The sequence below is a fragment of the Pseudoalteromonas sp. RB2-MNA-CIBAN-0110 genome, from assembly GCF_040309305.1.
Lineage (GTDB): Bacteria > Pseudomonadota > Gammaproteobacteria > Enterobacterales > Alteromonadaceae > Pseudoalteromonas > Pseudoalteromonas arctica.
Genome location: NZ_JBEOOQ010000012.1, coordinates 35,622 through 48,582, shown reverse-complemented (window position 1 = coordinate 48,582; position 12,961 = coordinate 35,622). Strand labels below are relative to the sequence as shown.

11 protein-coding genes are annotated in these 12,961 nt (G+C 41.3%); 8 read left to right on the top strand and 3 right to left on the bottom strand.

The window, feature by feature from the left end; all coding sequences use genetic code 11:
* Positions 1-71: 71 nt before the first annotated feature.
* Entirely contained in the window at positions 72-1,028 is a 957-nt protein-coding gene (locus AAEY68_RS08175; protein ID WP_024594230.1) for a Gfo/Idh/MocA family protein, read from the bottom strand.
* 162 nt (positions 1,029-1,190) lie between these two features.
* Here AAEY68_RS08175 and xylB point away from each other — a divergent pair, with 162 nt between their 5' ends.
* The 6 genes from xylB (at position 1,191) to AAEY68_RS08145 (ending at position 8,525) form a co-directional block, all read left to right on the top strand.
* Entirely contained in the window at positions 1,191-2,648 is a 1,458-nt protein-coding gene (xylB, locus tag AAEY68_RS08170; RefSeq protein WP_350585798.1) for a xylulokinase, read from the top strand.
* Positions 2,649-2,678: 30 nt separating this feature from the next.
* Positions 2,679-3,998 carry a xylose isomerase gene (xylA, locus tag AAEY68_RS08165; protein WP_007375167.1) on the top strand — a complete coding sequence of 440 codons (1,320 nt, stop codon included), beginning with the start codon at positions 2,679-2,681 and terminating at the stop codon, positions 3,996-3,998.
* Between the two features lie 36 nt (positions 3,999-4,034).
* Positions 4,035-4,976 carry a transaldolase gene (tal, locus tag AAEY68_RS08160; RefSeq protein ID WP_350585815.1) on the top strand — a complete coding sequence of 314 codons (942 nt, stop codon included), beginning with the start codon at positions 4,035-4,037 and terminating at the stop codon, positions 4,974-4,976.
* 58 nt (positions 4,977-5,034) lie between these two features.
* Positions 5,035-7,053, top strand: coding sequence for a transketolase (tkt, locus tag AAEY68_RS08155; RefSeq protein ID WP_350585797.1), 2,019 nt, complete (start codon positions 5,035-5,037; stop codon positions 7,051-7,053).
* A 106-nt stretch (positions 7,054-7,159) separates the two neighbouring features.
* Complete coding sequence (locus AAEY68_RS08150) at positions 7,160-7,543, top strand: hypothetical protein (protein ID WP_350585796.1); 384 nt, start codon at positions 7,160-7,162, stop codon at positions 7,541-7,543.
* Positions 7,544-7,556: 13 nt separating this feature from the next.
* Complete coding sequence (locus AAEY68_RS08145; protein ID WP_350585795.1) at positions 7,557-8,525, top strand: aldose epimerase family protein; 969 nt, start codon at positions 7,557-7,559, stop codon at positions 8,523-8,525.
* 57 nt (positions 8,526-8,582) lie between these two features.
* On the opposite strand, the gene AAEY68_RS08140 is transcribed toward AAEY68_RS08145, so the two are convergent.
* Positions 8,583-9,722, bottom strand: coding sequence for an endo-1,4-beta-xylanase (locus AAEY68_RS08140; RefSeq protein ID WP_169060246.1), 1,140 nt, complete (start codon positions 9,720-9,722; stop codon positions 8,583-8,585).
* 157 nt (positions 9,723-9,879) lie between these two features.
* Between AAEY68_RS08140 and AAEY68_RS08135 the strand changes: the two genes are divergently transcribed.
* Positions 9,880-11,727 carry a DUF5060 domain-containing protein gene (locus AAEY68_RS08135; protein ID WP_350585794.1) on the top strand — a complete coding sequence of 616 codons (1,848 nt, stop codon included), beginning with the start codon at positions 9,880-9,882 and terminating at the stop codon, positions 11,725-11,727.
* Positions 11,728-11,741: 14 nt separating this feature from the next.
* Complete coding sequence (locus AAEY68_RS08130; protein ID WP_350585793.1) at positions 11,742-12,179, top strand: cupin domain-containing protein; 438 nt, start codon at positions 11,742-11,744, stop codon at positions 12,177-12,179.
* Between the two features lie 194 nt (positions 12,180-12,373).
* Here AAEY68_RS08130 and AAEY68_RS08125 read toward each other — a convergent pair whose 3' ends face one another.
* Positions 12,374-12,880, bottom strand: a complete 507-nt coding sequence (locus tag AAEY68_RS08125) for a hypothetical protein (RefSeq protein WP_350585792.1) — start codon at positions 12,878-12,880, stop codon at positions 12,374-12,376.
* Positions 12,881-12,961 lie beyond the last annotated feature (81 nt).

Genomic DNA, 12,961 nt, shown 5'->3' with positions numbered 1-12,961 from the left:
GCTTTTTGAAACTGCTTTAAAGCTCATTCAAAACTCTTTTAAAGCTCTATTAAAGTTCTCTTAAAACTATTTTAAAACAGGGCTTTAATACGCTCCATTTGCGATTGTAAAAGTAAACTTTGAGAGTGGCTCATAATGTCACTCTCTCGTTTATTTTCGCTCAGTAAGCGCCCTACTTCTTGGGCTTCAAAGCTATAACCTTGTGACTGCCTGCCATCTTCAAAATGCTCTATTAAATCATCAAGCTCATACAAAGAGCACTCATAAGCTCTAAATGCATCGGGTATTTTTATATAGCCTTTGTCGCCAATAATATACGCGCCATTCCCTAACCGGCATTGAAATGACGTTGCTAAGCTCACCATTACATCGCCACAATTAGCAGTAATAAGTACATCGTCTTCCACGCCTTTATAGCGAATATTTGCTCTTACGTGTAAGTTTTCAAGGTCGTTATTTAAAAAGTAATTGGCAATGGCAAGCGGATAAATTCCCATATCAAGTAAACAACCGCCCGCTAAATCTGGGTTGTATTCACGCCCGTCGGGGTTAAAAGGCACAGGATAGCCAAAGTCAGCTTTAACATGTTTAATAGTGCCAATTCGCCCTTGCTCTACCCATTGTTTTGCTTTTTGTATTGCAGGTAAAAAGTACGTCCACATGGCTTCCATTAAAAATACGTCGTGCTTTTTAGCCAGTAAAGACAACTGCTTACACTCTTCAGCCGAAACCGTAATGGGCTTTTCGCACAATACATGCTTACCTGCTTTAATAGCATCGCTGGCATTTTTAAAGTGAAAGTTATGCGGGGTCGCAATGTAAACTACATCAACGTTTTTATCGTCAAATAATGCCTGATACCCTTCGTAGGCATTGGCCGCACCATACTTACTCGCAAAAGCGGTTGCATCATCTCCATTTCTTGCTGCAACTGCGTACGCAACACCATTATTTGTATGTGCTAAGTCTTCACAAAATTGTGCGGCAATTCGGCCACAACCAACAATACCCCAGTTTATTTTTTTCATAGTGTTTCCTTATGATCTTAAAAAGAAATTTAAGTGAACTCCAACAACCAAGCAATAAACTTGCAAATTAATTGTTAAACATAGTTTAAAACTAGCTTGACTTAACAATATCAAATCATTAATGTTAGCGCTAACACTAAAACAACATTAAGCATCACATTTATGTTCCTTGGTATCGATTTAGGCACTTCAGGTGTAAAAGTAATTATTTTAGACGAGCAAGACCAATTGCTTGCTCAAGCAAGTGGATCTTTAAGCGTTTCACGCCCAGCACCACTTTTTTCTGAGCAAAACCCTACAGATTGGTGGCTTGCTACATGTAGTGCAATCGAGGAGCTTAAAAATACTCACCCTGCATTACTAAAATCGGTAAAGGCTGTGGGCCTTTCTGGGCAAATGCATGGCGCAACGCTGCTTGATAAAAACAATAATATTATTCGCCCAGCCATTTTATGGAACGACGGGCGCAGTGCAGCACAATGTATAGAGCTTGAAAAACGCGAACCAAATTCTCGTAATATTACCGGCAACATAGCAATGCCTGGTTTTACTGCACCTAAATTGGTGTGGTTAAAAGAGTTTGAACCAGAAAACTTTGCAAAAGTAGCCAAAGTATTATTACCAAAAGACTACCTACGCTTTTTAATGACCGGTGATTTTGCATCAGACATGTCTGACTCAGCAGGCACACTGTGGCTAGACGTAGAAAAAAGAGCATGGTCGCAAAAAATGCTTAGCGCCTGCGACTTAACAGAGCAACACATGCCTACTCTTTTTGAGGGCACACAAATTACTGGAAAATTAACAGCCCAAGTTGCTGCTAAATGGGGTATGGAGCAAGTGCCTGTTGTTGCAGGTGGTGGCGATAATGCCGCAGGCGCTGCTGGTGTTGGCGTAGTAAGGCCTAAACAAGCGTTTTTGTCATTAGGTACTTCGGGCGTTTACTTTGTTGCTAACGATAAATACCTGCCTAACCCAGAAGGTGCTGTACATACTTTTTGTCATTGCATTGAAAACACCTGGCACCAAATGTCAGTGGTGTTAAGCGCAGCAAGCTGTTTAACCTGGGTCACTAAATTAACCGGTTTTAAAAACGAAAGCGCATTGCTTGAACAAGTAAGTAAATGCGATTTTAGCAAACCAAGCTCAGTCATATTTTTACCTTATTTAACTGGCGAGCGTACGCCGCATAATAACCCCGATGCCAAAGGCGTATTTTTTGGTTTAGACAGCGATACCGATGCAGCAGCTCTTGGCCGTGCAGTACTCGAGGGCGTTGCTTTTGCCTTTGCCGATGGCCAACAAGTACTGCTTGATGCCGGCGCACAAATTGACGATGTAACCGTTATTGGTGGTGGCGCTAAAAGCCCACTGTGGGGAAAAATCATCGCAAGTGTACTCAACCGCCCCCTAATTTACAGAGAAGGCTCAGAAGTTGGCCCCGCATTTGGCGCAGCAAGGCTTGCCCGAATAGCAGTAACACAACTCCCTGCACAACAAGTGTGTGTTAACGGCAAAGTAACGCAAACAATTGAGCCAGACCCAGTCATGCAAAACTTTTACGCACAGCAATACACAACATACAAAGCACTTTACCAAAGTGTAAAAACATACTTTTAATACACTATTATAAAATTAATGGAGCACATTATGAGCGAACAATTTTTTACAAACGTTGAAAAAATTAAATTTGAGGGTGAAAACTCTAAAAACCCATTTGCATTTCGTTACTACGACGAAAACCAAGTAGTGCTTGGCAAAACAATGAAAGAACATTTACGTTTTGCAGCCTGTTACTGGCATAACTTTTGTTCTACAGGGTTTGATATTTTTGGTGAAGGTACGTTTGACCGTCCTTGGATCCAACCTGTAGGCAATCAATTAGAACTTGCTGAACAAAAAGTAAAAGTAGCCTTTGAATTTTATGAAAAATTAGGCGTTCCTTACTTTTGTTTTCATGATGTTGATATTGCCCCTGAAGGCAAAACACTACAAGAAAGCCACGATAACGTAACGCACATAGCTAACATTATCGAAAAAGAAATGCAGCGCACAGGTGTAAAACTACTGTGGGGTACTGCTAACTTATTCTCAAATCAGCGTTTTTGTGCCGGTGGTGCAACAAACCCTAATCCTAATACGTATGCATATGCAGCAGCACAAGTTAAACATGCAATGGAAATAACGCATCGTTTAGGCGGCGAAAACTACGTACTTTGGGGTGGTCGTGAAGGTTACGACACACTACTAAATACAGACCTTGCACAAGAAAGCGAACAGTACGCACGCTTTTTGAAAATGGTTGTAGAACACAAGAAAAAAATTGGTTTTAAAGGCACATTATTAATTGAGCCAAAACCACAAGAGCCAACTAAGCACCAGTACGATTACGATACAGCAACGGTTGCAGGCTTTTTATACAAGCACGGCTTACAAGACGAAATCAAAGTAAACATTGAAGCAAACCACGCAACACTTGCGGGTCATAGCTTCCACCACGAAATTGCAGTTGCTTGCGCTGAGGGCATTATGGGTAGTATTGATGCTAACCGTGGCGACATGCAAAACGGTTGGGATACTGACCAATTTCCTAACGATGTAGCTGAATGTACGCTTGTTGTTTACGAAATTTTAAAAATGGGTGGTTTTACAACGGGTGGTTTTAACTTTGACACTAAACTTCGTCGTCAATCGTGTGAGCGTGATGACTTATTCATTGGCCACATTGGCGGTATGGATACGATGGCTAAAGCATTACTCAATGCAGCAGCAATGATTGAAGGTGGCGAGCTGACTGATTTTGTTGAAAAACGTTACGCTGGTTGGAAAGAAGACCTAGGTCAAAGCATTCTAAATGGTGAGCAATCACTTGAGAGCCTTTCAGCCTTAGTACACGAGAACAACATCGATCCTAAGCAAGTTTCTGGTCGCCAAGAACTGCTTGAGAATATTGTTAACCGCTACGTATAAGGACATCGCCTCGGTTTTAAAGCCGAGGCGTACATCATTATGAACTTGTTAGAACAACTCAAAAAAGTAACCACGGTCGTTGCCGACAGTGGCGATGTAGAGTCAATCAAAGCCCTACAACCGGTTGATGCAACAACCAATCCTTCGTTAATTTTACAAGCTGCAAAATTACCTCAATATAAACATTTAATTGAAGACGCTATACAAAAAGCTGGCAACAACGTTGACGCTATATGCGACCAACTTATTGTTAACTTTGGCTGTGAAATACTAAAAGTAATACCTGGGCGTATATCGAGCGAAGTAGATGCGCGTTTATCGTTTGATACCCCAGCAAGTATTGCCAAAGGGCGTAAGCTTATTTCACTTTACGAGCAAGCGGGTATTTCAAAAGACCGCGTACTTATTAAACTTGCTTCAACATGGGAAGGCATTAAAGCCGCCGAGCAATTAGAAAAAGAAGGCATTAAGTGTAACTTAACGCTGCTTTTTTCGATGGCTCAAGCCATTGCGTGCGCACAAGCTAACGTAACGCTTATATCTCCGTTTGTTGGTCGTATTCTTGATTGGTACAAAGCGGCTGAAAACAAAGAATACACCCCAAGCGAAGATCCTGGTGTGCAGTCGGTTACAGGTATTTATCAGTACTATAAAAAGTACGATTATAAAACCGTGGTAATGGGCGCAAGCTTTAGAAACATTCAGGAAATAATCGAACTTGCTGGCTGCGATTTACTGACTATCTCGCCATCATTACTCAATGATTTACAAAGCCAAGAAGGTGAACTGGTTACAAAGCTTGACGCTGCAAACATTGCCAAAGCACCGCAAAGTGACTTAACCCCACTCACCCATGAGCAATTTTTATGGCAGCACAACGAAGATCCAATGGCCAGCGAAAAGCTCGGTGAAGGTATTCGTAACTTTGCCAAAGATCAGCGTATTTTGGCTAAATTGGTTGAAGACTTACTAAACTAATTTCCCTCAAGCCTGCCACATAACGTGCGGGCTTTTTTAATTTTATTTGAGGTAATATATGACTCAACTTTCTTCTCGTGCGTCTTTTGCTAATGCCATTCGCGCACTCAGTATGGATGCGGTACAGCAAGCAAATTCAGGGCATCCGGGCGCACCTATGGGTATGGCCGATATAGCCGAAGTACTGTGGAACGATTTTTTAAACCATAATCCAAACGATCTAAATTGGGCAAACCGAGACCGCTTTGTACTCAGTAACGGTCACGGATCTATGCTTATTTATTCTTTATTGCATTTAAGCGGGTACGAACTACCACTTAGCGAACTTAAACAATTTAGACAAATGCATTCAAAAACCCCAGGTCACCCTGAATACGGTTATACCCCAGGTGTTGAAACAACCACAGGTCCGCTTGGCGCAGGTTTATCAAATGCCGTAGGCATGGCCATTGCCGAAAAAGCCCTAGCAGCGCAATTTAACAAAGAGAGTTTTGATATTGTTGATCATTACACTTACTGTTTTATGGGCGATGGCTGTTTAATGGAAGGTATATCGCACGAAGCATGTTCGCTTGCAGGCACATTAGGGCTGGGTAAACTTATTGCTTTTTGGGACGATAACGGCATATCTATCGACGGACACGTTGAGGGCTGGTTTACCGACGACACCGCAAAACGCTTTGACGCTTACGGCTGGCATGTAATAAAAGATATAGACGGTCACGACCCAGAGCAAATTGCCAGCGCCATTGCACAAGCAAAACAAGTGAGCGATAAACCTACTCTACTTTGTTGTAAAACCGTGATTGGTTTTGGCTCGCCAAATAAATCAGGCTCGCACGACTGCCATGGCTCGCCATTAGGCAATGACGAAATAACTGCTGCACGCAAATTTTTAAACCTCCCAGATAAAGCATTTAGTATCAGTGATGATATTTACGCCCATTGGGACGCTAAACAAAGCGGTGATAAAAAACAAAAACAATGGCAACAACTGTTTAGCGACTACACCAAAAGCCACCCTGAGCTTGCTAAAGAATTTGAGCGCCGCGTAATTAAACGCACCCTGCCTGACAACTTCGAAGCTATTGCAAACAACTATATTGCACAGTGCAACAATGACGCCGCTAACATTGCCAGCCGAAAAGCCTCGCAAAACACCATTGAAGCCTTTGCCCCGCATTTACCAGAGTTACTGGGTGGCTCTGCCGATTTAGCCGGTTCTAACTTAACGTTGTGGTCTGGCTCTAAAGGCATAAGCGCAGATGACGCCAGCGGTAATTACCTGTTTTATGGCGTGCGCGAGTTTGGTATGAGCGGCATTATGAATGGCATATCACTGCACAGTGGTTTTATTAATTACGGTGCTACATTTTTAATGTTTATGGAATACGCCCGTAACGCAGTAAGAATGTCGGCACTTATGGGTATTCAAAATATATTTGTGTACACCCACGACTCTATTGGTCAAGGTGAAGACGGTCCAACTCACCAACCTATTGAGCAACTAGCCAACCTACGTATGACGCCAAACCTAGTCACATGGCGCCCATGTGACGCAGTAGAAACTGCAGTATCGTGGAAAAACGCGATACAAAATCAGCAGCAACCTACGGCGCTTATTTTTAGTCGCCAAGGGCTCAACCACCAGCCACGTACCGCTCAGCAAATTAGCGACATAGAAAAAGGCGGCTATATTCTTAGCGATAGCAATAAAGTGCCTGAGCTTATTTTAATTGCAACGGGTTCTGAAGTTGATTTAGCAATGCAAGCCGCAAAAGAGCTTACAGCACAAGGCGTTGCAGTGCGTGTGGTATCAATGCCAAGCACCACATTGTTTGACCTGCAATCAGACGATTATAAGCAAAGTGTATTACCAAACTCGGTTGCAAACCGCATTGCAATTGAAACATCACACCAAGATTACTGGCTTAAATATGTAGGCTTACAAGGCAAAGTAATTGGTATGAGCACTTTTGGTGAGTCGGCGCCAGGTAACGTGTTATTAGAGTACTTTGGCTTTACCACCAAAAACGTAGTTAGCACCGCGCAGGCGTTAATTAAAGCCAACGCCTAATACATTTTGTACGCGTAATGCGCGCAATAATACAATTTTATCCAATTAATGCGCTAAGCCTCCCAAAGCTCGGCGCATTTTTATAATTAACTAACAAAGGTGAACTATGAAATACTTACTATTAATTATGCTTTTTAGTGCAAGTACTAGCTTTAACGCATGGGCAAGTGACGAGCAAAATGATGAACTAATGCTAACGATTTTTTTAAAGCACGACCAATCAAAAAACCTCTCTGAAATAAAAGAAATACTAAACAACGCTAACTTTTACAAACACTTCCCACCAGAGGGCGCAACAGTAGAATCTTGGAAAGTAATGATGGGTATAGGGCAAGTAGTTACTCTGCGCTTTCCGGCAGCGCTACTGCCAAAAGTAAACTTATCAATAGAACGCTATGGCTGGAAAGCTTACAGCACTGAGTTTTACCCAACTTACGATCTGTACCCAATCGTAAAAGAAGAAATTAAAAAAGCTAGAGCGAACAATTAAAAGAGTAACCGACATGACAACTTCACTTGTTCAATACACGCTAAGTAATGAGGTAAACGACACTATTTGTATTATTAACTACGGTGCCCGGCTTACCAGCTGGGTTACCCATGTTGATAATAAAAAACGAAATATTATACTTGGCTATTCTAATATTAATGACTATTTAAATGACACGTTTTACTTAGGCGCTGTAGCCGGCCCTTATGCAAACAGGCTAAGTAACGCCCAAATAAACATTGATGATAAAGCCTATGCACTTAATAAAAACGAAGGAGTAAACCAACTTCACGGCGGCCAAAAAGCATTAAGCGACTTATTTTGGCAGCTCGATTATCATCAAAAAAATGCGCTAAGTTTAAGTATTACTCTACCCGATGGATACAACGGCTACCCCGGTAAAACTATATTTAACGTGCTGTATACCTTTACCACTAACAGTAAAAACCAAAGTAATCTTGATATTAAATTTACGATTACCAGTAATAAAAAAACCATTGCAGGGCCAACAGCGCACCCATATTTTAATTTAAATGGCATTACTAACAGCGCACAAGGGCATACATTAAAGCTGGCTGCCGCGCATTATACCCCCGTAGATACAAACGCCATTCCCACAGGTTTAATAGCCCCAGTAGCAAATACCACTTTTGACTACACAAATGCGCGTGTGCTTAATAAAACCGATAAACTCGATCATAACTTTGTAACCGAGCAAGTACTCAATCTGCAAGCCAATAAGCAACACGCAGAGCTTACTAGCGCCGATGAAAAAGTAATGCTGAGTGTGCTTTCTAACTACCCTGCTATTCAGGTTTATACAGGGCAGCATTTAAAAAGCCCGTTTAACCAATTTGACGGTATTTGCCTAGAGCCGCAATTTTGCCCCGACAGCCCTAATAACCCACACTTCCCATTTAGCTATTTAACACCACAAGTGCCTTTACAAACACACATAAGTTATTGTTTAACTACTATGTAAACCAAAAAAGGATCGCTATTAAGCGATCCTTTACGGGAGATTAAATGTTTAGTGCGATTATAAATCGCTTACAAAGCTTTTAAGTTTTAACTCACGGTCAATTAATAATGGGTAATCGGTGCGCCCTTGCATTGGCCAATCGTTGCGCCAAGTACGTGCATCGCTTATACCCCAAAAAGTAACACGGCTTACTTTATCGTCATGTTTTTTAAGTATGTCAAACACGGCTTTGTAGCGCTCGCCTAACTGAGTGTTTACTTCACTCGGTAAACCATCTGGGTATGGGTTAAATCGCTCTTGTAGCGCAATATCTAACGAAATATCAGCCCCTTGTTCTTCACCTTCAGGGAATGGCAATACCGAAATATCAAGCTCGGTTATCATCACATCAATACCCGTTGCAGCGTATGCCACAATAGAGTCTTCCATTAACGAAAGCTCTGGGTTATCAAGCGAATAATGCGCTTGCATACCAATACCATCTATTTCAATGCCTTTGCTTTGTAAATTTTTAATAAGCGCAATTGCACCGGCTCTTTTTTCTGGCTTATATAAGTTGTAATCGTTGTAGTATAGCTTGGCATTAGGCGCTGCCTGCTTAGCGTATTTAAACGCATATTCTATAAAGTCGTCACCAATAATGGTGCTCCATTTAGATTCACGCAGTGTGCCGTCTTCGTTAAGTGCTTCGTTTACCACGTCCCATGCAAAAATGCGGTTTTTATAACGCCCTGCAACAGCATTAATATGGTTTTGCATGCGCTTAAGTAATGCATCGCGGGTTAGCGGCTCGCCTTGTTCGTCTTCAAAAACCCAGTCGGGAGTTTGCGAATGCCACACTAATGTGTGCCCAACTAATTCTTGGTTGTTCTCTTGTGCGTACTGAACTAACGCATCAGCGGCTTCAAAATCATAGGTTTCAAGCTCTGGGTGTATACGCTCCCACTTCATTGAGTTCTCTGGCGTAAAGGTATTAAATTGCGCTTTAGCCACATTTAAATCTTCAGGCAAAGCCCCTAATATTTGGTCTCGGCTAATCGCTGTACCTATTTTAAAGTGGTCTTTAAATTGCGCTTTAAGCGTTAATTGCTCCGGCGCTTTTAATGTTGGTTTACTTTGCTCTGCTGAGCCATTACAGCCAAGTGCAAGGCTCGACATTCCTAATAAAATAGCAATAGTAAGTTTATTTTTATGCATGATGTACCTGTTGTGTGTTTTTTAGTGTGCAACGTAAACTTAACACCATATAGTCTTTTTGACAACAACGTTTTATTAAAATAGACTGAACAAAAATAACACAGCATACATTCCTTAATCACACACTTTACTAGCAACAAAATTAGCAAGGATACACATGAAAAAAATAACAATAAAACGGCTTCTGTTAATTAGCGCATTTTTCGCCTCATTTATATTCAGCGCCCTAATTCGCGCGGAGCAAACCAGCACTCACGTGCCTATCTGGCATAAATTAAGCTTAACCCTTGAAGGCCCGCACACCAGCGAGCTTGCCACGCCTACCCCCTTTACCGATTACCGCTTAGATGCCACATTTACCAGCCCCACTAATAAGCAATATACAGTACCTGGATATTATGCGGCCGATGCAAACACTGCTCAAACACATGCAACAGCAGGTAACAAATGGCAGGTTTTGTTTTCGCCCAACGAGCTTGGCAAATGGCGCTATACACTCTCATTTGTTAAAGGCAGTAATATCGCAAGCGTGCCATTAAATACTGTTACAAATGAGCAATCAGCCGGATTTTTTGATAAACAAACAGGCGAGTTTAATGTTACCGCCGCCACTAAGTCATCCAGTAGTAAAGACATTAAAAGCAAAGGTAAGCTTGAATACGTTAACAAACCCTATTTGCAGTTTAATGGCTCAAAAGAGTACTTTTTAAAAGCCGGTGCTAACAGCCCCGAAGTGCTGCTTGGCTTTTCAGGGTTTGATGCCACTCCCACAAAGCGTAACTACCAAGCGCACATAAAGCATTGGCAAAATAGCGACCCTACATGGCAAACAACCAATACAGAGACTGATAACAGTAGTCATCAATCTTCTAAAGGCATTATTGGGCTAATAAATTATTTAGCGTCGCTTAACATTAACACGTATTACTTTTTAACCATGAACGCCTACGGCGATGGCGACCAAGTTTGGCCATGGCTTAGCAAAACCCAAACCACACGCTACGATGTATCTAAATTAGCTCAGTGGGATATTGTATTTAGCCACATGCAGCAAAAAGGCATAATGACTCACTTTGTAATGAGCGAAACCGAAAACGAATCACTGTTTGAATGGAACGAAAGCCAGCTTAAAAACGATTTTGCTGTTAGTCGTAAAATTTACTATCGCGAGTTATTTGCCCGCTTTGGCTATCATTTAGCAACCACGTGGAATATAGGCGAAGAAAACGGCTGGCAAGATCCAAGCGGCGACGATAAACAACAAAAAGCTAATACCACAAAACAAAGAAAGCAATTTGCCGATTACTTTCAATCACTCACCTACTACCCTGAGCATATTGTGATACATAACGGCCCGTCGCTCGACTACCACATTTACGATAAACCAAACGACAACATTTTGGGCTACCCCGCCTACACAGGCGCAAGCTTACAAGGTGAACTTAAAACTAACACCACTTACAGCGATGTTTTAAAGTACCGCCAGCTTACGCAAAACATTCCTCACCCGTGGGTGATCACCATGGACGAAGCCTATATTTATGAGTATGCAAACAATGTAGATACGTGGCGTAAAAGCAATGTGTGGGCCACATTTATGGCAGGTGGCGCAGGTATTGAGTTTTATTTAGGCGGTGGCGGCGACTTAACAGAGCAAGATTTAACACCATACAAAGATTACTATTTAGCGATGACCAACGCTGTTGCATTTTTTCAAAAATACGTGCCTTTTACAAAGCTTACACCCACCCCAGAGCTTACAAAAACAGGCTGGGCGTTAAGTGATAACTCAGCGTTTTACTTATTTTATTTTAGTAACGCAAGCCAAGCTCAGGTCACATTACCAAACGCGTGTTATACCCTCAACTGGTTTAACCCACGAACTAACAACTACATAAACGGCAAACGCTTTTGTGTAAATACCGCAACGAGTACACAACTGGCAACACCACCCAACACACCTAACAACGACTGGGTTTATTTAATTAACCTAAGCGCTAAATAATAAGGATAACAACCATGAATCATTTAACAGTTAAACATTGTGTAACCGGCGTATTACTTACAACCGCAGCCACCATTGCATTGCCTGTAAACGCAGCAGATAAAACCACACAGCTTACATCAGCTATTGTGAGTCAAAAAGACGCGCACATTACTCACTACGAAGGCGGCGATTTTCATACCTACTTTTATGGCGATACACCACTCACCAAAGGCGCTATTACGGGCGTTGCGGTTATTAAACCTAATAACGAAATACACCCAGCCCACCAGCATCCTGATGAAGAATACCTAATGATTCTCGAGGGCTCTGGCACGTGGACGCTTAATGGCAAAAGCCAGCCAGCTCATACTGGTGATATTTTATTTGCAGCCCCTAATGACGTACACGGCATTTATAACAACGGCGATGTGCCGCTTAAATTTGTAGTAGTGAGGTATCAGGCTAAGTAGTTTTTTAGTTTTTTAGTGAAATAGACTAAGTGAATTATGCACAAAGAGGTTAAGAGGCGCTTCGCTTTTAGAGGAAAACAAAACAGCCTGATGTTGGATCAGAACACAGGCTATTTTGAGTAAGAGAAAAAATAACCATTCCTAAATAAGGTTATATAAGCCCCCTCAAAGAATAAATGTGTCTTGGCAACTTCTTATTTGTTCTTCCAATTAGTTAACGCATGTTCCCATTCTGTAATTATTGGTAACAAACACTTTAGCTTTATTTCCTTATTATTTGATAATGCGAATAAAAGGTTCGATAGTTTATAACTATTACTATTGGAAATGACTAGAACGTTATTTACAGTTGTAGCATTTGAATTTTTAATTATATCCAAATCAACCCACCATTCTGCTTCATGTTTCCACCAATCAGCGGCAGAGTTTATTGCTGCTACATAAGCAATTCCAGAACGGTGACGAGGACCTAATTTATATGCTTTTTTATTTTTACCTAAACCTGAAAAAATAACTGTTTCGACTAAGCATTGCTGCGCAGCAACAAAACCAAGACCAACATAATATTCTGACTGATCAAATAAGCCATCTGAATCAGGGTCTGCTGAACTTTGAATCGCTAAATCTATTTCGGATAATTTTGCATCAAGCATCAGAAAAAGCTCTTCTAATCTAGCAAAATTTCCTAAAATATTAATCATTCAATAAAATTCCCAATTAGAGATTCAAATAAAAGCTCAATCAAAAATTCTTTTCACTTTATGATTACAGCATGCTCTTTA

Coding starts and splice junctions, on each gene's coding strand:
- AAEY68_RS08175 (WP_024594230.1), bottom strand. CDS start 1,028: ATGAAAAAAATAAACTGGGGTATTGTTGGTTGTGGCCGAATTGCCGCA.
- xylB (WP_350585798.1), top strand. CDS start 1,191: ATGTTCCTTGGTATCGATTTAGGCACTTCAGGTGTAAAAGTAATTATT.
- xylA (WP_007375167.1), top strand. CDS start 2,679: ATGAGCGAACAATTTTTTACAAACGTTGAAAAAATTAAATTTGAGGGT.
- tkt (WP_350585797.1), top strand. CDS start 5,035: ATGACTCAACTTTCTTCTCGTGCGTCTTTTGCTAATGCCATTCGCGCA.
- AAEY68_RS08150 (WP_350585796.1), top strand. CDS start 7,160: ATGAAATACTTACTATTAATTATGCTTTTTAGTGCAAGTACTAGCTTT.
- AAEY68_RS08145 (WP_350585795.1), top strand. CDS start 7,557: ATGACAACTTCACTTGTTCAATACACGCTAAGTAATGAGGTAAACGAC.
- AAEY68_RS08140 (WP_169060246.1), bottom strand. CDS start 9,722: ATGCATAAAAATAAACTTACTATTGCTATTTTATTAGGAATGTCGAGC.
- AAEY68_RS08135 (WP_350585794.1), top strand. CDS start 9,880: ATGAAAAAAATAACAATAAAACGGCTTCTGTTAATTAGCGCATTTTTC.
- AAEY68_RS08130 (WP_350585793.1), top strand. CDS start 11,742: ATGAATCATTTAACAGTTAAACATTGTGTAACCGGCGTATTACTTACA.
- AAEY68_RS08125 (WP_350585792.1), bottom strand. CDS start 12,880: ATGATTAATATTTTAGGAAATTTTGCTAGATTAGAAGAGCTTTTTCTG.